This window comes from Humibacter sp. (assembly GCF_051954055.1).
GTDB lineage: Bacteria > Actinomycetota > Actinomycetes > Actinomycetales > Microbacteriaceae > Humibacter.
Map to the genome: position 1 here is coordinate 50,931 of NZ_JBQCIE010000052.1, position 19,427 is coordinate 70,357.

The 19,427-nt window shown below is 66.7% G+C and carries 21 protein-coding genes; 9 read left to right on the forward strand and 12 right to left on the reverse strand.

The genetic code is table 11. The features are described from left to right. Positions 1-225 precede the first annotated feature (225 nt). Positions 226-1,899: an Eco57I restriction-modification methylase domain-containing protein gene (locus ACTHNC_RS06620; RefSeq protein WP_440293804.1), complete on the reverse strand. Its 1,674-nt coding sequence runs from the start codon at positions 1,897-1,899 to the stop codon at positions 226-228. Then, complete coding sequence (locus ACTHNC_RS06625; protein WP_440293805.1) at positions 1,896-2,537, reverse strand: SAM-dependent DNA methyltransferase; 642 nt, start codon at positions 2,535-2,537, stop codon at positions 1,896-1,898. The genes ACTHNC_RS06620 and ACTHNC_RS06625 overlap by 4 nt, the downstream gene beginning before the upstream one ends. A gap of 70 nt (positions 2,538-2,607) precedes the next feature. Between ACTHNC_RS06625 and ACTHNC_RS06630 the strand changes: the two genes are divergently transcribed. The 3 genes from ACTHNC_RS06630 to ACTHNC_RS06640 are packed head-to-tail and all read left to right on the forward strand — an operon-like array spanning position 2,608 to position 4,465. Then, positions 2,608-2,886 carry a helix-turn-helix domain-containing protein gene (locus ACTHNC_RS06630; protein WP_440293806.1) on the forward strand — a complete coding sequence of 93 codons (279 nt, stop codon included), beginning with the start codon at positions 2,608-2,610 and terminating at the stop codon, positions 2,884-2,886. Next, positions 2,883-3,218 (forward strand): helix-turn-helix domain-containing protein, encoded by a 336-nt coding sequence (locus ACTHNC_RS06635; RefSeq protein WP_440293807.1) that lies wholly within the window; start codon positions 2,883-2,885, stop codon positions 3,216-3,218. The genes ACTHNC_RS06630 and ACTHNC_RS06635 overlap by 4 nt, the downstream gene beginning before the upstream one ends. Further along, positions 3,215-4,465, forward strand: a complete 1,251-nt coding sequence (locus tag ACTHNC_RS06640) for a type II toxin-antitoxin system HipA family toxin (protein ID WP_440293808.1) — start codon at positions 3,215-3,217, stop codon at positions 4,463-4,465. Before ACTHNC_RS06635 ends, ACTHNC_RS06640 begins: the two co-directional genes overlap by 4 nt. Positions 4,466-4,546: 81 nt before the next feature. Here ACTHNC_RS06640 and ACTHNC_RS06645 read toward each other — a convergent pair whose 3' ends face one another. After that, on the reverse strand, positions 4,547-5,227 hold the full coding sequence (locus ACTHNC_RS06645) for a DUF433 domain-containing protein (RefSeq protein ID WP_440293809.1): 681 nt from the start codon (positions 5,225-5,227) through the stop codon (positions 4,547-4,549). 81 nt (positions 5,228-5,308) lie between these two features. Between ACTHNC_RS06645 and ACTHNC_RS06650 the strand changes: the two genes are divergently transcribed. Then, the gene (locus ACTHNC_RS06650; RefSeq protein WP_440293810.1) at positions 5,309-6,145 is read left to right on the forward strand and encodes an SDR family oxidoreductase; all 837 of its coding nucleotides are present in this window, start codon (positions 5,309-5,311) and stop codon (positions 6,143-6,145) included. On the opposite strand, the gene ACTHNC_RS06655 is transcribed toward ACTHNC_RS06650, so the two are convergent. Next, the gene (locus ACTHNC_RS06655) at positions 6,142-6,957 is read right to left on the reverse strand and encodes an alpha/beta fold hydrolase (protein ID WP_440293811.1); all 816 of its coding nucleotides are present in this window, start codon (positions 6,955-6,957) and stop codon (positions 6,142-6,144) included. The two genes, ACTHNC_RS06650 and ACTHNC_RS06655, sit on opposite strands and share 4 nt — an antisense overlap. Before the next feature lie 119 nt (positions 6,958-7,076). On the opposite strand from ACTHNC_RS06655, the gene ACTHNC_RS06660 reads away from it, so the two are divergent. Then, a complete protein-coding gene (locus ACTHNC_RS06660) occupies positions 7,077-7,994 on the forward strand; it encodes an AEC family transporter (RefSeq protein ID WP_440293812.1) in 918 nt (305 codons plus the stop codon). A gap of 12 nt (positions 7,995-8,006) precedes the next feature. On the opposite strand, the gene ACTHNC_RS06665 is transcribed toward ACTHNC_RS06660, so the two are convergent. Both ACTHNC_RS06665 and ACTHNC_RS06670 read right to left on the reverse strand, forming a co-directional pair. Next, positions 8,007-8,858 carry an exodeoxyribonuclease III gene (locus tag ACTHNC_RS06665; protein ID WP_440293813.1) on the reverse strand — a complete coding sequence of 284 codons (852 nt, stop codon included), beginning with the start codon at positions 8,856-8,858 and terminating at the stop codon, positions 8,007-8,009. Positions 8,859-8,911: 53 nt separating this feature from the next. Then, positions 8,912-10,816, reverse strand: a complete 1,905-nt coding sequence (locus tag ACTHNC_RS06670; RefSeq protein ID WP_440293814.1) for a DUF2207 domain-containing protein — start codon at positions 10,814-10,816, stop codon at positions 8,912-8,914. 77 nt (positions 10,817-10,893) lie between these two features. Here ACTHNC_RS06670 and pyrE point away from each other — a divergent pair, with 77 nt between their 5' ends. Together pyrE and ACTHNC_RS06680 are read left to right on the forward strand one after the other, a co-directional pair. Beyond that, the gene (gene pyrE / locus ACTHNC_RS06675) at positions 10,894-11,442 is read left to right on the forward strand and encodes an orotate phosphoribosyltransferase (protein WP_440293815.1); all 549 of its coding nucleotides are present in this window, start codon (positions 10,894-10,896) and stop codon (positions 11,440-11,442) included. Further along, positions 11,442-13,649, forward strand: coding sequence for a septum formation family protein (locus tag ACTHNC_RS06680; protein WP_440293816.1), 2,208 nt, complete (start codon positions 11,442-11,444; stop codon positions 13,647-13,649). Before pyrE ends, ACTHNC_RS06680 begins: the two co-directional genes overlap by 1 nt. A gap of 105 nt (positions 13,650-13,754) precedes the next feature. Here ACTHNC_RS06680 and ACTHNC_RS06685 read toward each other — a convergent pair whose 3' ends face one another. From ACTHNC_RS06685 to ACTHNC_RS06710, 6 genes are all read right to left on the reverse strand, one after another. Further along, on the reverse strand, positions 13,755-14,351 hold the full coding sequence (locus tag ACTHNC_RS06685) for a GNAT family N-acetyltransferase (protein WP_440293817.1): 597 nt from the start codon (positions 14,349-14,351) through the stop codon (positions 13,755-13,757). Positions 14,352-14,392: 41 nt separating this feature from the next. Further along, complete coding sequence (locus tag ACTHNC_RS06690) at positions 14,393-14,842, reverse strand: GNAT family N-acetyltransferase (protein WP_440293818.1); 450 nt, start codon at positions 14,840-14,842, stop codon at positions 14,393-14,395. A gap of 26 nt (positions 14,843-14,868) precedes the next feature. After that, positions 14,869-15,786, reverse strand: coding sequence for an NADP-dependent oxidoreductase (locus ACTHNC_RS06695; protein WP_440293819.1), 918 nt, complete (start codon positions 15,784-15,786; stop codon positions 14,869-14,871). After that, entirely contained in the window at positions 15,783-16,445 is a 663-nt protein-coding gene (locus ACTHNC_RS06700) for a TetR/AcrR family transcriptional regulator (RefSeq protein WP_440293820.1), read from the reverse strand. Before ACTHNC_RS06700 ends, ACTHNC_RS06695 begins: the two co-directional genes overlap by 4 nt. Before the next feature lie 134 nt (positions 16,446-16,579). Further along, positions 16,580-16,945 carry a cupin domain-containing protein gene (locus ACTHNC_RS06705; protein ID WP_440293821.1) on the reverse strand — a complete coding sequence of 122 codons (366 nt, stop codon included), beginning with the start codon at positions 16,943-16,945 and terminating at the stop codon, positions 16,580-16,582. Between the two features lie 26 nt (positions 16,946-16,971). Then, entirely contained in the window at positions 16,972-17,772 is an 801-nt protein-coding gene (locus ACTHNC_RS06710) for an HAD-IIA family hydrolase (protein ID WP_440293822.1), read from the reverse strand. A 144-nt stretch (positions 17,773-17,916) separates the two neighbouring features. On the opposite strand from ACTHNC_RS06710, the gene ACTHNC_RS06715 reads away from it, so the two are divergent. Then, on the forward strand, positions 17,917-18,627 hold the full coding sequence (locus ACTHNC_RS06715) for a TrmH family RNA methyltransferase (protein ID WP_440293823.1): 711 nt from the start codon (positions 17,917-17,919) through the stop codon (positions 18,625-18,627). Positions 18,628-18,773: 146 nt separating this feature from the next. After that, positions 18,774-19,427, forward strand: a 654-nt coding sequence (locus ACTHNC_RS06720) for a DUF222 domain-containing protein (RefSeq protein WP_440293824.1), incomplete at its 3' end; no start/stop codon positions are given.

Consider the following 19,427-nt stretch of genomic DNA (forward strand, 5'->3'; position numbering starts at 1 on the left):
CGTGGCAAGTGTCTCACCGCCACTCAGGACTTCTGTGGAGCCAAATACCCGATGTGCTCTTCAAGTCGGCCACCCGCGGTCCTCGTGTGCTGGGCGAGATGAACCTTCACGTCCGGATTGGTTGGGCTCGTCTTCAGGCGACTGGCGTACGCCTCGTCGTGGACTTCGCATGCGTCGATGCGGAGCCGAAGCGCTGGCTTCGGCGCGAAGAGGTCTGTTCTGGGCCTAGACATCGGTCGGCTCAGTCGGACGGACCATGCTCTCGATGAAGGAGACCTCATCTGCAGTGATGCCATATTTGGAGTAGAGCGCAGCGTCATCCCAATGCCGAGACAGGTCTTGCACAGGGACGAACGCGAATGACCCCTTCGAGATGTTCTGGGTTGTCTTCACTAGGGAAACAAGAAAGCGGAAGAAGCGTGTCTGCAGGTACTCCATGAGGTGCTGTGCCTCACTAAGGGAGTCGACAAAGTCGACTATGAGATAGGTTTCCGTCGACACCGACCCCACGTCGGATACGAATGGCCTGCCGAGAACGGCGTGCGGGTACTCATCACCACCAGGGCTTGCCTTCGATACAAGGACCTTTATGCGATCCTTAAACTTGGCGTTCGATGCGATCTGATCGACGGATATATAGACTTCTCTGTCCTTTGTCGATCCGCGCCTGCTCCGGTATAGAAGGACAGTGTGCTTTGAGTCTTTTGTCGTCGAGAAAGCCGTGAAATTGGAAGGAATTCCATACGGGTTCCTCGACTGAACACGAGACGACATAACGGGCTCGTTGAGAGCCCGGACTTTGGATAGTATCGAGATGGCTTGGTTATCCCGTACAAAAGTTCTGTTTCCGGGTTCAAGGGCGGGACGAATCGCAACATTTGGAGCGCCGCTCTTCCGATAGTTGGCTACCAACATCGGTCCTGTGTGATCGACGGCCCACCGGAAATAGCAAACGCCGCCTCGAATATTCAGGCCGGGAAACACTAGGTCTGTTTCGGGAAAATCATGAACTTCAGCGAGGCCCTCGCCCTCTAGCATGGAGGCCCGGAATTCGTCGAGACCCTTGCCGCCGGAGTACCATCTGGCGGGGATGACCATCAGTAGCTGCTTCGGGTCGAGATTCTTCGCTTGTTCCACGAATCGGTGGTAGAGCGGGATTGCGCTGGCGCCCTCTCCGCCTCCATCGCCAAGTTGGTAAGGAGGGTTCCCGATGATGACGTCGAACTGCATTTTGGCTCCGAACAGCTCGTTGACTCGAGCCTTGATGTCGTCGGTGTGGATGAAGGCGTACGCGTGCGTCTCGAGTGAATCGCTGCGGGCGTACTCGGCTCCAGAGGCGCCGCAGTACTTGCACTTGCCGCTCCGGATCAGGTCGACCCACACTTTTCGGCCAGTTTGGGGAGGCGTTCGAAGCACTCGCTCCCGGTCAACCCAGGTGTGCTCCGTGCGTTCGAACCAGATGTTTCCCCAGTCCCGATCGAAGCTCTTCGCGATCGAATGTTCTCCGGTCGCGTCCTTCGAGCAGTAGACGCTGCGCCGAGCCAACAGCGACGTGAGCTGCGTGATACCGATGCCGAAGACCTGCTTCGTCAAGATGTGGTCGACCCGGGACTCGAGGTCGGGCATCCATTTCTCGAGTCCGTCGGTCAGTCGGGAGACGATCTCGCGCAGGAACACGCCGGACTTGGTGAACGGGTCGAGGAACGTGACCTTCGGGTTCGCCCAGATGTTCGCGCCGTGATTCTCGGCAGCCCAGGCATCCGCGAGGGTATCGAGCATGCGATTCGCGAACTCTGGCGGCGTAAAGACCTCGTCGTTCGAGAGATTCGCTATGCACGTCAGCACGTCAGGGTTGTGCCCTTGAAGCGAGAACTCCGCTTTGGTTGCGACGTCGGTCATGCCGCGATCTCCTGCACCGTCTGTGGCGGATACGTGCGCACGGGCGCGAAGACCTCGTGTTCCTCAAGCGCGTCGAAGAGCGTCCCCTGGAACGAGGCGCGCTGGGTGAGGTTGTCGTAGCTGAAGTCCCGGCGTTGATACTTGCCGCGACCGAGGTAACCCCACTCCGGGAACGTGATCGGGTCGCCCGACGCATCCGTCATCTTCAGGGCGTCGCCTTGCACGATGTTCGCGGCAAGCACCGCGGCGCCGGCTTTCGCCCACACACCATCTGGCTCGGCATTGAGGAAGCGCGAGTAGGTCTCCAGCAGGTTCTCTCGGCACTCCGCGGCGTTGTCGGCGAGAAGCTCTATGCCGTAGACGCACATGAGGGCGAAGAGCGCGTAATGCCGCTTCTCGAAGTCACTGCGACCGTGCCGCACCTGCACAGCGGCGAGCTTTCGTTCAAGAACAGGAACGAGAAAGTTGCCGGACCCGCACGCGGGCTCGAGGAAACGTGCGTCGATGCGTTCCGTCTCCGCCTTGACCAGATCGAGCATGTCTGCGACGAGCCACCCAGGCGTGAAGACCTCACCGTGATCGGCAACACGTTGCTTCGACTTGACGAGCCTCGCGGGCCGTTCTGTCTCTGTTGCCATTCAAAGAGCGTACAAGTACCCGGTGACATGCACCCTGGCACCAGTGCAGGGGTCACGTGAATCTGAATGGATGCCCCGCGTTGCTTCCGATGCCGCCGCCCACATCGGTGCGCTCATCGCTGAGAAGCGCAAGCATCAGGGCATGACGCAAGACCAGGTCGCCGTGTTCAGCGGGATCGACTCGTCGAACGTGCGCGCTTACGAAAGCGGTCGCTCAACTCCGAACATCCAGTCGCTGATTCGCATCGCGAAGGCCCTCGGTGTGAAGCCCGGCGAGTTACTCGAGGGTGTCGAGCCGGAGATGTTCACGGCGCCAGTCGATGACCGTCGCCGACGCAGAGCTGGGTGAAGGCACTCGATCCGGGAAAGCGGATCAGGCGTGATGACCCGCATTTCCGGATCATGCTCTATGATCTGGATATCCGGATCGGAGGTCTCATGGCCGACTACCACGCGCGCGTCCGCAGCCCCCACGATTTCGGACTCGTACTGCAACAGGCGCGCGACGGGATGGGCATCTCGCAACGCGAACTGGCCCGGCGTACCGGTCTGAGCCAGCGGGCCATCAGCGAGATGGAGTCGGGGCAACCCACACTCTGGGCGCGCCGGCTGTTCGAACTGCTGGGCGCCACCGGCGTCGAGGTGACCGCGCAGTGGGCCGATCACCAGGAGCACGGATGAGGCTTGCCGTCGAGCTTTACGGGCGCAGGATCGGGCATCTCGAGGGCGGATATCCGCGTACGTTCACGTTCACCCAGACGGCGGAGGCGGTCCGCGAGTTCGGCGCCGGCAGTCGCATTCTCTCGGTCGCCATCCCGCTCGGCGTCCATCCGCGCAGGGCCGATGCCGGCCGGAGGCGCAACTTCTTCGCGGAGCTCCTGCCGGAAGGGCACATCCGAACTGCGATGTTCGACGCTGCCGGTACCCGCGGAGACGACGATGTGCTGGCGTTCCTCGGCGTCTATGGCCGCGACGTGGCGGGCGCTCTCCAGATCTGGAACCTCGATGACCCCACCGAGCCGAAAGAGGGAGTGGGGATACCCGTCGACGATCGGCAGATCCGATCGCTCATGGAGCGGTACCTCCGAACCCCGCTCGGCAATGCACCGCATCATGGCCGCACCTCCTTGGCGGGCGTTCAGCCGAAGATCGTGTTGGCGCGCGACGGCGACACCTGGCGTCAGGTCATCGACGGTTACCCGTCCACGCACATCCTCAAGCCTGCGCTCACCGACGGATCCGTTCGCGAGACCATGATCTTCGACGAAGAATACGGGGCACGCGTCGCGCGATCGGCGGGCATCCGATCAGTGGATGCCCGCATCGAGCGAATCGCTGGACTCGACGCGCTCGTCATCGCGAGGTATGACCGAGACCCGGGCTATCCCGACGGTCGCGTGCACCAGGAGGACTTCAATCAGATCCTTGGAGCATCCGGCAACCAGAAGTACCAGGAGCACGGCGGCCGTGTCACTCTTCGTCGCGTGGCCGAGGCGCTGGAGATCGCTGGCGCCTCCCGTGAGATCGAGACACTGGCCGAACAAGTGGTGTTCGCGTGCGCGATCGGCAACCTCGACCTGCACGCGAAGAACCTCTCCGTTCTTCACCTGCACGACGGAACGGTTCGTCTGGCGCCCGCCTACGATGTCGTCCCGCTGACGCACGTGCCCGGGATCGACGGGCGCATGGCCATGGCCGTCGGCGGCGTGTACGTGCACGCGGCGATCACCCGCGCCGACATCACCCGGGAGCTCGCATCGTGGCGCTTTCGCAGGGCAGAGCGCGTGGTCAACGAAGTTCTCGCACGCCTTCTCGACGCAGCTGAGCGGGAAGCCCCCCTTCCCGGGGCAGCGCCAACCGTGCAGGAGGACGTTATCCGCATCACGCGCAACCTTCTCTCCGGTGAAGCGACGGGGCGTACGCGGTGAGGCGAGGCTCATTGCCGGCTCCGTACCCGGCGGCCTGATTCGCGCCAACGAGGCGGCCCCTCTACTCGAAGCCCGTGGCCATCAGGCGGCCCGCTCGCTTCCAGCAATCAGTTCGAAGCGAATGGCCTCATCCACTTGCGACAATGTCAAGTCATACAAGTCCGCTAGTGTCTCGCGGCTTGTCCCCGCCCGATAGTCCTCTGCGAGCGCATCGGTTCGTACGTTGCGCAGAGCTGGCTGCCCGAAGGCGTGCGCCGGGTCCATCTGTACTTGCGCGGTTCGGAGGTCTGGGCTCAGTCGGGTGACCACGTCATTGTCGTAGTGGACGGCGTGGCTGAACCGTTCGGTGGCAGCAGCGAGCATCGCCTGACCATTCCGCACGACAACGAGACGAAGCGGTCGATCGATGCCGACTTCGTCCTGTACCAGGCGCACCAATTCCCGACCCTCCACGTCGATGAAAGGGTGCGAATGAGCCAGTGGGTAGCGACCGAACTCTTCCCGTAGGCGCACGACTGCTGGGCGGAGCCGCTGTACCGGGACGCGTTGGCTCCGGAACTCAGCGAGCAGACGTGCCTCCACCATCTCGCCCCAGGTGACGACGTCAGAACCGGTGGGTTCCTCGCGAAGCACGGGCTCGTAGAACCTGTTGTCGCGGGTGTACCCCTCCAGCCATCGACGTGCGGTCCCGGAGTGCAGACCGACGAGGCGATCTACGTCTGCATACGAATAGATCGCCCGATCGAGAAGGGAATACGCCATGGGACCAATGATGGCAGCCGCCACCGTCCGTAACCCGGCGATGGGAGAGCTCGTGTCGCCCAACCCGCGACAATAGAACACGTGACACGCACGGTTCGAGGCGCGCGCATCCTCATCACGGGTGCAGCGAGCGGCATGGGCAGGCTCTACGCGGAACGCGCCGTGCTCGAGGGCGCCAAGTCCGTCGTGCTGTGGGATGTCGACCGTGCGGCGCTCGAGGAGGTCGCGGAGGTGCTGCGGGCGGTCGCGGAGCCGGGCACCAGCATCCACCCGTACGTCGTCGACATCGGGGAGCTCGGCGCCATCGCGCAGACCGCCCATAAGGTGCGGCGTCTGGCGGGCGACCCGGACATCCTCATCAACAACGCCGGCATCGTTCGCGGCGCCCTGTTCTGGGAGCACGACAACGGCGACGACACCCGCAAGATCATGCAGGTGAACGCGCTGGCGCCGATGTATGTGACCCGCGAGTTCCTGCCCTCGATGATCAAGGATGCCTACCGCGCCAAACGCATCGTCAACATCGCGTCGGCGGCTGGCCTGCTGTCGAATCCGCGCATGAGCGTCTACGCGGCATCCAAGTGGGCGGTGATCGGCTGGAGCGACTCGCTGCGGCTCGAGCTCGAACGTGAGGACCACGGCAACGTCAAGGTCACCACCGTCGCACCGAGCTACACCGACACGGGCATGTTCCGGGGTGCGCGCGGCCCGCTGCTCACGCCGATCATGCGACCCGAATACGTGGTCGACAAGGTGTGGGATGCCATGCTCGCCGGCCGCCCGCTGCTCACGCTGCCGAAGTCGGTCGCGCTGGCCAGGGCCCTGAAGGGCATCCTCCCGGTGCGGGCTTGGGATGCCGTCGCCGGGCCGGTGTTCGGGGTGTACTCGTCGATGGATGACTTCGTGGGGCGCGGCTAGAGGTGATGCTTCGTCAGCCAGGCGCGGAGCACGGCGTTGAACTCGTCAGGATGCTCCACGCTCGGCAGGTGCGCCGTGTCGCTGAAGATGTATCCCTCGGATCGCGGTAGCGCAGACACCAGGAACGCCTGCGCGGCCAGCTCCGGCGACAGGTCGAACTCGCCCGCTGTCGCCAGCAGCGGCACTTGCAGGTCGTTGATCGCTTCGTATGCGGTTGGCTCGGCGGGAGCGGCGACCGGCGCCTCTGCCCGGTGGGCCGCGTTCGGGCGGTTCAGTGCGTGTGCGGTCTCGACGAACGCGGGGTCGAGTTCCGCGGCGTCCCGCGTCGGAGCGACGGCCCAGAGCAGCGTCTCCAGCTCGACGAGGCGTGCCCAGTCCTGCTCCTCGTAGGCGTCGTCGAGGGCGTCGAACGCGGCATCCTCGGCATCCGTCAGCTCGACATCCGGCAGCCCACTCGGAGTGGATCCGACCGTGACGACCCCGGTGATGCGCTCCGGCGCTTCGAGTGCGAGGTCGAGCGCTATCCGTCCGCCGCGGGATGCGCCGACGACACACGCCTTCTCGACGCCGAGATGGTCGAGCAGGTCGAGCGCGTCGGTGCGGTCGCTGAACTTCACGTCGTCGGTGCGCGTCTGGCCGAAGCCACGTGTGTCGAACCGCACGACGTAGTGGTCGTCGACCAGCGCGGGCACGAGCGGATCCCACATGCGCAGCGACGCGATCCCGGCGTGGATCAGCAGCACGGCCGGAGCGGATGCCGGTCCCTCCGCCTCGTAGTACAGCTCGGCTCCCGGCACGCTCAGGTGTGGCATGGTCCGAGCCTACGGCGGCACGGATGCTCGGGCCAGGTGCTGCGATGCGTGCTGTGACCGCCGACGGCAACGGTTTGCCATCGCGAATCGGCGCGCTGCGCGGTCCGTAGGCTTGAGCGGTGGCGGGCGTGCTGATCGGGTTCGGGATCATCGCGTTCGTCATCGTCGTCGGCTACTTCGCCGGACGACTCGGCGTCGGCGGACCGTCCGCCGGCTTCGTGCTCAACCGGGTCGCGTTCTTCGTGACCAACCCGGCACTGCTGTTCACCGTGCTCGCCAAGGCCGACCTGCGCGAGGTGTTCTCCTCGAGTGTGATCATCGCCGCTGCATCCGCGATCACGGCGGCCGGCGTCTTCGTGCTGGCGAGTCGGCTGTTCTTTCGCCGGTCCGCAGCGGAGACCACCATCGGCGCGCTTGGCGCCGGCTACGTGAACGCCAACAACATCGGTCTCCCGGTAGCTGTATACGTGCTCGGGAATGCATCGTTCGTGGCGCCGGTGCTGCTGCTCCAGTTGATCGTGTTCGCGCCTACCGCACTCGTCGTGCTCGACATCACGGCGCACGGCCGGGCATCCATTCGGTCGATCGTCACGCAGCCGGTTCGCAACCCGATGATCCTCGCCTCGCTGGCCGGGCTGGTACTCGACCTGACCGGCTGGAACGTTCCGGATGCCGTGTTCCAGCCGTTCGAACTGCTCGGCGGGGCGGCGGTTCCGTTGGTGCTCCTCGCGTTCGGCATGTCGCTGCGAGGCGCCCGACCGCTACGCGCCGCGCACGAACGGATGCCCATCATCGCGGCATCCGTGGGCAAGGTCGTGTTCATGCCGCTGGTGGCATGGATCGTCGCTTCGCTGCTGGGGCTGCACGGACACGCGCTGTTCGCGGCCGTCGCGCTGGGCGCGCTGCCGACCGCGCAGAACGTGTTCAACTTCGCGAGCCGGTACCAGCGCGGCGAGGTGCTCGCGCGGGACACGGTGCTCGTCACGACGATCGCGGCGATCCCCGCGCTGATCGTCATCGCGTGGCTGCTGGCGTGAGGCGGTGAGCCGTCAGCCGAAGATCATCGGGCGGTCTTCGTCTTCGTTCCCCCCGTGCAGCGAGACGTCGAGGTCGACCAGCACGGGCACGTGGTCGCTGGGTGCGTCGCCCTTGCGCTCGTTCCGATGGATGCTCGCGTGCGTCACGAGGTCGGCGAACGGCTGCGAACCCAGGATGAAGTCGATGCGCATGCCCTCGTTGCGGGGGAAGCGCAGCTGCTTGTAGTCCCAGTACGTGAAGCCCTCCGGCTGATACGGCCGCACGACGTCGGTCATGCCGATCGCCTCGAACGCGGCGAAGGCCTCGCGTTCCGGCGCCGAGATGTGCGTGGACAACCCGGGGACGACGCTCGGATCGCCGTTGTCGGCATCCGTCGGGGCGATGTTCCAGTCGCCCATCAGCGCGAGCGGCCGGTCCGGGTTCTCGGCGAGCCAGGTGCGGGCATCCGCCGCCAGGGTCGCCAGCCAGTCCAGCTTGTACCTGTAGTGCGGGTCTTGCAGCGAACGGCCGTTGGGCACGTAGAGGCTCCACAGTCGCAGACCGGCGATCGTCGCGCCGATCGCGCGCGCCTCGCGTGGCAGGTCGGGACCCTCCTCGCCCTTCAGGAACCCGGGCATCCCGTCGAACTCGGTCGCGACATCCTCGATGGGCAGCCGCGACGCGATGGCGACCCCGTTCCACTGGTTGAAACCGTGGAGTGCGACCTCGTAGCCGGCCTCCTCGAACGCCTCGATCGGGAACTGCTCCGGCTTGCACTTGATCTCCTGCATCGCCAGAACATCCACGTCTTCGCGCACGAGCCAGTCAACGATGCGGCCCACGCGGGCGCGGATGGAGTTCACGTTCCAGGTGGCCACACGCATGCGGCCCAATCTATCGGCTGGCTCCGACAGACCGCCTCCGGGTGCGGAGCGGCCTACCAGCCGCCGCCACCGCCTCCGCCGCCACCGCCGCCGGAGAAGCCGCCTCCACCCGAACCGCCGAACGAGCTCGAGCTCCCGCTCGAGGACGACGGCGTGGTGGCGAAGCTCGAGGTGGAGAACGCGCTCGACCACAGGGCGAGCGTGAGGAACGGCGACGGACCGCTGTACCAGTCAGGCGAGTTCTCGCCAGTGGTCGCGTAGCGGTCCTGCAGCACCTTCACCCACTGCTCCGAGACGCCCAGCACCATCGCGTAGGGCAGAACCTTCTCGTACAGCTTCACGACGGCGCCGGTGTCGCGCACGTCGACCCGCTCCGCGGTCTGCGGGCTCTGCAGGAACGCCAGCCGGTCCTTCTCGGCGAGCTCGATGTACTGCTTCAGGCCCTCCAGGTGGTCGCGCACCTGGGCGCCCTTGTCGGTGATGCGCAGCCGTGGTGCCGTCAGTATGAGCAGCACGATCGCGAAGATCGCGGCGGCGATGTCGGGCAGCACCACCCACCACACTCCGGCGTGATTCGCCGCGGCGAAGCCCAGGTGCACGATCGGAAGAATCAGCAGCACGAACAGGCCGAAGCGAGCCCAGCCGTTGCCCGGTCGCTTCGTCCTGGCCCGCAGCCCGAGCTCGGTGACCCGCTTCGGAGCGGATGCCCGCTGCTTCGCGAGCGCATCCCCCAGCGTGCGGTCCTTCTGATCGAGCACCCGATAGTTGCCCACGACCGCGCCGGGGAACAGCACCTCCATCAGTGCCACCTCGGAGCTGTCGAGTGCCGACCAGTCGGCATTCACGAGCGTGACCGTGTAGCGGGAGCTGCTCGGGGCATCCGCATTCTCGGAGATCGTGAGGTACTTGCCGACGGCCAGGCCGACCAGCTCGGCGGGGAACGCGGCGTTGCCCTTGCCCAAGAAGTCGGCCGCGAGCATCGGCCAGACGCCGCGCGGTGCGTCGTACTCCGGCACGATGATGCCCCGCCCCTTGGCGTCGCGGAACGGGCCGGTGCGCAGGTAGATCACCCAGGCGAGACCGCCGAGCAGCGGGATGAAGAACAGCCACGGCACGATCACCCACTGCCAGGACTGCTGCTCGTGCGACGGCTCGGCGAAGGCGGCGTTGTCGAATCCGATCGCGACCGTGAGCGACTTGTAGTAGTTCAGGCCCTGCACGCTCGCGACGATCGAGTCGCCGTCGGTGCTCATCGTGCACGGCTCGTCGGAGGCGCCCTGCGCGGACTCCGTAGCCGAGGGGTAGCAAGCCTTCTGCCCGTTTAGACCGGCGGCCGTGCCGTCGTGCAGGTTGACGCGCACGGACGCCTCGCCGACGCGCGAGTCCCACCCCGATCCGTTGACGTCCCAGTACAGTTCGGCATCGTTCGTGTCCGCGAAGTGCCACACCACGTTCTGCAGCGTGTACCGCAGCACGTACGTCTTCGCGCCGTGCACGTACGTGTTCTTGTCGCCGATGCGCAACACGGTCATGTCGTCGCCGTAGCCGGCGTCGCTGCTGTCCACCGTTTCGTAGGGCTGGGGCGTGCCGTGGGCATCCGTGATCGAGAGGATGTGCGGATGCAGCGCGATGTCCTGATTGAACGTCGGGATCGCCCGCTCGATGCCGTGATTGACGTCGGCCTCGGGGAACCGCACGTCGATGGTCTCGGTGACCGTCATCGACGAGTTCTTCGCCGCGTCGCGGTGCAGGTCGAACACGGCATCGAACCGGTCGAGGGTGAGCGAGGTCACCGGGTCGTCCGTGAACGGACGGATGCTGCCAGCGGATGCCCGCCCCTGGTCGGATGTCTGACTCACCGCAGACGCGGGTTCCGATCCGAGGGTGAAGCTCAGAGCGCCGAGCGTGACGAGCGCGAGCACGGCAGCGGTCACCCTCACGAGGTGTGCGATGCGCATCGCACCAGGGTAGCGACGGGCTCGCCGGCCGGGATATCCGGGCCCTTCACAGCCCTACCCCCGCTAATCTTGAGGCCGTGACCGACACCCGCCAGCAGCTCATCGACTACATCTCGAACGAGGCCGTCTTTCACGGCGACTTCACGCTGACGAGCGGCAAGAAGGCATCCTTCTACGTCGACCTCCGCAAGGTGAGCCTTGACCACCGGGTCGCACCCCTGATCGGGCAGGTCATGCTCGACCTCATCGCTGACGTTCCCGAAGTGGTCGCCGTCGGCGGAATGACGATGGGCGCGGACCCGATCGCGGCGGCCATCCTGCACCAGGGCGCGGCGCGCGGGCTGGCATACGACGCGTTCGTCGTGCGCAAGGAGCCCAAGGATCACGGCCGCGGCAAGCAGGTCGAGGGTCCCGAACTCGAGGGCAAGCGGGTCATCGTGCTCGAAGACACCTCGACCACCGGCGGATCCCCGCTCAAGGCCATCGAGGCGCTGAAGAAGGTCGGCGCCGAGATCGCGGCCGTCGCCGTCGTGGTCGACCGCAACACCGGCGCCCGTGAGGTCATCGAGCAGGCCGGCTACCCCTACCTCGCCGCCATCGGACTGGACGACCTGGGACTGGCCTAGTGGCGCGCTTTCCCCGAGGGCCGAAGGAGCCCGACGATCCCGACGACGACCTCACGTCGTTGTTCGGCGTCGGCGACGACGGCTCAGCGGGTGAGGCTTCCGACGACGACACCGCGTTCGACGTCGACGTCGACGACGGTCCGGATGCCTACGAGCCCGCGTTCCCGCCCGTCCCGTCGGCGACGCCCACGCCCACGCCCGACCTCCCGGATCCGCGTGCTGCACCGCCGACGTACGACATCCCCGAGCTGTCGATGCCGATTCCGCCGCGGCCGGAATCCAGTCCCCGCCCGCCGTCGACGAGCCTGACGGGCGGCGGGGAGAGCACGTTCTTCTGGGGGCTGACCCCGAACGACGAGCCCGACCCCCTCGTGCACGGTGCGGGCGCGAAAGACGAGGATGACGCATCCTCGGACGCCGCGGATGCCCGCGACTCGCGGCGCAGCGATCAGGAGTCGCGGCATCACCGCGGCCTCGTCCCGCCGACGGTTCCGCTCGCGCCGTACGTTCCGCCGGAGTACGAGCGGACCGCGGAGCCCACGGCGGCTGCAGAGGAGACCGCGGAGGCGCCGGGACCCGCGGAGCAGCGCGCACCGGAGCCGCCCGCCCGCGCGGAGCCTCCCGCGCCAGCGGAGCCGCCCGCTCCAGCGGAGGAGCCTGCCCCCGCTGAGCAGACCCGTCCGTTCGCCGTTCCGCCAACCGCACCGACTGTTCCGCCGATGCTGCCCGCCGTGCCACCGAACGTCGAGGTCATGCCCGGCACGGTTCCGCCCCCGACGATCGCGGTGCCCACCTGGACACCGCCCGCTATGCCGACGGCCCCGGACCAGCCGGCGGCGCCGGGTTCGGCCGCGCCGGAGCCCGAAGCCGCTTCGGATGCTCCGCCGACGGAACCGGAACCGTCGGCGCCGGGGACCGTGACTCTGCCATGGCTGCGACGTTCCCGCCGGCATGGAGACCAGGAAACCGCTGCGGGCGAATCGGTGCCAACGCCCCCGCGCGGAGCGGTTCCCGCTTTCGAGCCTCCGATCGCAGAGCCGGCGCCGGAGTCTCCCATCAGCGAGTCGGCTCCCGCAGCGCCCGTTGAGCCGAGCGCACCGGCCCAGTCGAGCACTCCAACGGAGCCGAGCGCGCCGGCCGAGCCGAGCACTCCGACGGAGCCGGCCGCGAGTACGTCGTGGTCGCTGTTCGGCGACCTGCTCGACGAGCATCCCGAGACTGCGGAGACCGAGTCCCCGGATGCCTCGGCGCCGGATGCGACCGACTCGACGACGGTGCTGCCAGAGGCTGCGAGCGGAGCTGCGGCGTTCGGTACGCTGCGGGACGACCGCGACCCGGTCACCTGGCCGTGGGGTGCCTCGGCTGTCGCCACACCGCAACCGTCGGCTGCAGCGGAACCGGCGGACGAGACAGCACTAGAGAGCAACGCGACCGCTGGATCAGGCGAGCCGACCGGGCGGGCGACGGGTGAGGATGCTGCAGCTGCAGCCGGCAGCGGCGTCGCGGCGGCGCACCGCCGCCCTCGCCGGGCGCTGCGCTCCGCCACCGCGGACACCGACACCCCCGGCGGCTCCGCTCGTTCCCATTGGGGCAGCGGAGGCGGTTCCGGCCACCCCGACGACGACGCCGGTGGCCCTTCCCCGCGCGCGCAGCGCATCATGCTGATCGTCGCCGGCGCGATGCTGCTCGTGCTCCTGCTCATCGCTCTGTTCATCGTGGGTCGCACCGCCATGCATCCGGTAGCTGCCGTCACTCCGAGCCCCACTCCCACGAAGACAGCCACTCCGACGCCCACGCCGACGCCCGTCGCGACGGGACCGCAGGCTCCAGGCAAGCATCCGTGGAACACGCTCCGTGGGGGCGAATGCCTCCAGCCGTTCACGACGGCATGGGCCAACACGTTCACCGTGGTCGATTGCGCGTCGCCGCACGCCGGTCAGATGGTCTACACGGCGGCGTTCTCGACGGACCCGAAGGCTCCATTCCCCGGCGCATCCCAACTGGCGTCGCAGATCAACGTGCTCTGCTCACGGCCCGGGGTGCTCAATCTGGATGCCGCGGGCCAATACGACGACGCGCAGGTTCAGGGCAGCTATCCGGTCACCGCGAAGCAGTGGCAGGACGGCCAGCGTTCCTACTACTGCTTCGTGAGCCGCTCGTCCGGGCAGCCGATCACCGGCAGTCTCGCGGGACCCGGTCCGCAGTAGTCGCTCCCCGGATGCCGGATGCCGCTCCCCGGATGCCGGCGGCCGCGTCAGGTCGCAGTTTTCGTCGTGTCAAGGGCGGCGAAGCGACAGAAACTGCGACCTGAATCACGCGTCGTGCGCTGCGATGCGGGCGTCGAGGCCCTGGCGCACTGCGGCCCACTCGTTGCTGAGGATCGAGTACGTCACGGTGTCCCGCACGATGCCCTTGAAGACCTGGTAACTGCGCAGCACGCCGTCCTGCTTCGCGCCGAGGCGTTCGATCGCCGCCCGGGACTGGTGGTTATGCCAGTGCGTGTGGAAGTAGACCGCGTTGCATCCGAGCGTGTCGAACGCGCGTCCCAGCAGCAGGCGCTTGGCGTCGGGGTTCACGCCGGTTCCGTGGGCGGATGCCGCCATCCACGTGTATCCGATCTCGACCCGCAGATTCTCCTGGGAGATGTTGCAGTACGTGCTCATGCCCACGAGCTCACCGGTGCGCGTGTTGCGGATGGCCCACGGCGCCATCCCGCCCTCCTCCTGCAAGCGGAGTCGGCGCTCGATCTCGGCGGCCATCCCGTCGGGCGTCGGCACCACCGTGTACCAGATCTTCCAGAGCTCGCCGTCGGCCGCGGCTCGGCCGAGCCCTTCGGCGTGATCGAGCGACAGCGGTTCGAGGGTGGCGAGAGGTCCGACGAGGGGCACCGTTTCGGCGAAGGATGTCACGGGTCGACGCTACCGCGACGCAGGCGTCCCGCGTTACGCGTTCATCGGGCTCTGCGCTTGACGCCCGGGTTCGCCGCATCAAGGAGATCTTCGTATTCCGGATGTTTGTCTATGAAGGTGCGGACGATGGGACAGAGGTTCGTCACGGTCTTGCCGTGTGCGCGCACATCGTCGAGCACCTGGCGGATCATCTCGGTTGCGACGCCCTGGTGCCGGAACTCCGGATAGACGGCTGCCGCCTGCAACACGATGCGGTCGCCCGCTCGGTTGTACGTGACACCGCCGAGGGCGGTGTCGCCGACGATCGCGGTGTAGACCTGGTTCTCCTCGTCGTTGACGACCGTGATGTCCATATCGATCTTCCCGTCGGCGTCGCGGACCTGATCGATCAGTGTCACTTGATCCTGGGTGAGCGTGCCGACGCCATCCGGATAGCCGGCCTCGTCCGGGTATTCGAACTCGTAACGATGAGATGCGGGCGGATTGGCCATGTCGTGCCTTTCCAGACGTATGACGGTCAGGAGCGAACGGTGATGATGGTCTTGCCCTTGTGCCGTTCGCTGGGGTTGAGTGCGGCGAGGGCGTCGTCGAGACCGGCGACCGTGCCGATGTTCGTACGGAAGCGGCCGTCGCGCACGCGCTGAACGATCTCGGTCAACTGCTGACGATCGGACTCGACGACGAAGTCGATGGCACGCACGCCCGCGGGCTCCGACTCTGCGGGACCGACGATCGTCACGAGCGTTCCCCCCGGCCGAATCAGCTCGGCCGACTGCTTCTGGATGTCGCCGCCGATGACGTCGAAGACCAGGTCGACTTTGCCGACATCCTGGAGATCGTCGCTGCCGAGGTCGAGGAACTCGTTGGCGCCGAAGTCGAGCGACTCCTGCCGATCGGCTGCCCGCCCGGTGCCGATGACGTAGGCGCCGAACTCGCGTGCGAGCTGAACCACGGCCGACCCGACCGCGCCGGCCGCGCCGTGGGCGATGACCGTCTGCCCGGACTTGAGGTGCCCGTGCTGCAAAAGACCCTGCCATGCGGTCAATCCGGAGATAGGCAGGCTGGCGCCCACGCTGAAGTCCACATCTCCGGGCAACGGTGCGAGGTTGCGCGACTCCACCGCCGTGTACTCGGCGAGCGTGCCATCGCGGTGCCAGTCGGTGATCCCGAAGACGCGCTGTCCCAGCGAGAGGCCCGTTGTGCCGTAGCCCAGAGCGGAGACAACTCCTGCGAATTCGTGGCCGATTACGGCTGAGCTGCGATCGCGGCCGGCCCGATCCGCCCAGGTCGAAGGCCACTCCCACTCGGCAGGAACGAACCCCGACGCTTGCACCTCGACCACCACATCGTTGATCGCCGGCTTCGGCTCAGGCAGTTCGGCCAGTCTGATTCCCGCAGCTTCGGCGTTGGGGTCGGTGGCGATGATCGCCTTCATGAGTTCCTCCTTGTAGCTGTGCCAGGATCGGCATCCGCGAGCAGTCGCAGATGCTCCAGCGCCATGTCGACGGCGGATGCCATGGGTGCCACGTCGCGCGCCGTCTGCGCGAGCAGATACCCGCCCTGTACGGCGGCGACGAAACCGGTGGCCAGTCGCACGACGTCGGCATCGGCCCGGATCGTGCCGTTCTGCTGCAGTCGACGCAGCACACCCTCGAACAGCTCGCTCCACGCCGCGAACAACCCCTGAAGTTGCTCCCGCGCGACCACGTCGTGATCGGAGACTTCATTCGCCAGTGAACCGAGCGGGCATCCGTACCGCCCCTGCTCCAATGCGTTGAACGCGATGAGTCCGTCACGCCAACGCTTCAGACCGGCGAGCGACTTGACCTTGCCCAGACGCTCGCGCTCGCCCCCGATCGTTCGCTCCCCCACGAACTCCACGACAGCCCGCACCAGCGCCGGTTTGTCGGGGAAGTGGCGATACAACTGCGACTTGCTGACACCGCTGGTCAGGACGACATCGTCCAAGGTGGTTCCGCCCACGCCACGGACCCGCATGAGTTCTGCCGCCGTCGAGATGATGCGGTCCCGCGTTTGAGCCCCGCGCGCGGTGAGCCGCGATCGTGCGGTCGCGGTGGGTGCATCCTGGGTCACGATGACATGATACGCAAAACTGGACGATTTCGTCCAGAATGAGAGGGGCTCGACTCGAAGCCGGATCTACCGCCCGAAGTTGCCGTCATCCCTGTGTAGCGACCACTGCGGACGGGGATTCCGGCTCCCGCACGTCAGCGCAGCTCGCGGAGCTCCGACGTGAGGTCGCCGCCCGCGTCTCCTGTGTTGACCGTCCCCTTGGGCTCGAACAGCAGAGCCTGCACCTCGCTGTCGGCGCGGGGACAGTGCTCGACCCCCTTGGGCACGACGAACACGTCGTTCGGTCCGAGCGTCACGTCGCGATCGCGCAATTGGATCGTCAGGGTTCCGCTCACCACGAGGAAGAGCTCATCGGTGTCCGGATGCGTGTGCCAGACGAACTCGCCCTCCAACTTGACGACCTTGACGTCGTAGTCGTTGATGCTCGTCAGCCTGTGCGGCTGCCACGGCTCGGTGATCGTCGAGAGGGCATCCAACACGTTCCGCACATCCTGGGACATGCCCCGAGACTACAAGCGGGCATCCCTCAGATGGCGTCGGACTCCAGCGGCTCCTCCGCCACGAGCTGGAAGACACCGTCGAGCACCTCGTCGGGCCGGAACGGGTACCGCTCGATCTCGGCCCGGTCGCTGATGCCGGTCAGTACGAGCACGGTGTGCAGGCCGGCCTCGATGCCTGCGACGATGTCGGTGTCCATGCGGTCGCCGATCATGCCGGTGTTCTCCGAGTGCGCGCCGATCTTGTTCATCGCCGAGCGGAACATCATCGGGTTCGGCTTGCCGACCACGTACGGCTCGCGGCCTGTCGCGCGAGTGATGAGGGCGGCGATCGCGCCGGTCGCGGGCAGCGGGCCGTCGGCGCTCGGGCCGGTGGCATCCGGATTCGTCACGATGAACCGCGCACCCTTGCCGATCAAGCGGATCGCCTTCGTGATCGCCTCGAACGAGTAGTTGCGCGTCTCGCCGACGACCACATAGTCCGGGTTCGTCTCGGTGAGGATGAATCCCGCCTCGTGCAGCGCTGTCGTGATGCCGGCCTCGCCGATCACGAACGCGCTGCCGCCCGGCATCTGCGACTTGCAGAACGCGGCGGTGGCCAGAGCGGATGTCCAGATCGCGTCTTCCGGAACATCCAGTCCCGAAGTGCGCAGGCGGGCGGCCAGGTCGCGCGGCGTGAAGATCGAGTTGTTCGTCAGAACCAGAAAGGGCGTGCCGGCGTCACGCCACTGCTGAATGAGCTGCGCGGCACCCGGAAGCGCCTCGTTCTCGTGCACGAGAACACCGTCCATGTCGGTGAGCCAGCACTCGATCTCGTCGCGATCCGTCAATGAGCCTCCCTCGTCATCCTGCATCAAGGGTAGTCGGGGCAGGTGGCCGCACGTTTCGCGCCGATGCCAAGCACATGAACTCCATCGGTGCGGCCGCGACAGGGAAAGCGGCCGTGCTTGCACCGCCTGCCTAGGCTGAGGCGCGTGCAGAACGCCGACTCGCCCGCGCCGCAGCCAGCCCCCGCGCCGCAACCATCGCACGCGCCGCAGCCACCGCCCGCTCCCGCACGGACGCCGGAGCAGTCGACGCACGGCGTCGGCCCCTGGCCGGGCGGACCGGATGCCTGGCCGGATGATGACCGCTACGACCCAGAGCTTCTCGCGAACGGTGACACCCGCAACGTCATCGACCGATACCGGTACTGGAGCATCGGCGCGATCGTGGCGGAGCTGGATGCTCACAGGCATCCATTCCACGTCGCCATCGAGAACTGGCAGCACGACATGAACATCGGGTCGATCGTGCGCAGCGCGAACGCGTTCCTCGCACACACTGTGCACATCGTGGGGCGGCGGCGCTGGAACAAGCGCGGCGCGATGGTCACCGATCGCTACCAGCACATCGTGCACCACGACACGATCGCGGACCTCGTGGAGTGGGCGAAGGACCAGCGGATGCCCATGATCGCCGTCGACAACGTCCCGGGCAGCGTGCAGCTGGAGACGTTCGACCTGCCGGAGCGGTGCGTGCTGCTGTTCGGGCAGGAAGGGCCGGGGCTCTCGGCCGAGGCGATGGACGCGGCGGATGCCATCGTCGAGATCGCGCAGTTCGGCTCGACGCGGTCGATCAACGCGTCAGCAGCGGCCGCGATCGTCATGCACACGTGGGTGGTGCAGCACGCGCGCTTGGGTTGAGGCGGTCGTGGATTGCCCCGCGGTCTCCACACTGGGACTGCTTGTCTTTCCGTCCACAAGCACGTGTTCTGAGACGTTATCCACAGGTAAAAGGCCAGGTCAGGGTAGGGTTCGGAATGTCGGTGGGTGGTGTTTGACTTGCCTACATGAGCACCCCGGACGCACCGACCGCCGACCCGACGGCGACGCTGTCGGATGCGTTCGACGCGCTCGCCGCCGCCCTCGACGGTGTGCTCCCTGCCGGTGAGGTGCACGGCCTCAGCGACAAGGACCTGCTGACGGCGACCCGGGCGGTGGAGGGGCTCGGGCGCCGGGTGGATGCGCTACGGGCGCACTGCGCCGGAGAGATCCTCGAACGGTCTCCGAAAGGGTTGGGTGCGGAACGGTTGTCGGCGAAGAACGGGTGCCGCACACCCGCTGAACTCACCGCACGTCTCACCGGGGTGACCGAAGCGACCGCTGCCCGGCGGGCGGTGCTGGGTCAGGCGGTGACGGTGCGCGGCTCGTTGCCCGGTGGCCTGTTGCCGCCGAAGTTCCCCACGGTTGCGGCAGCGGTCACCGCCGGTGATCTCGGTGAGGATGCCGCCCGCATCATCATCAGCACGCTGTCGAGTGTGGAGCTTCGGGCCGACCCGGCCGACTGGGCTGCTGCCGAAGAAGAACTTGTCGCGTCGGCGGTGGGCGGGTTCACCGCCGACCAAACCCGCGTGCAAGCCATGGTGTGGAAGATCGCCCTAGACCCCGACGGGGTCGAGACCGATGCGGAAGAAGCCATGCGGCACCGCGGACTCACCCGCCTC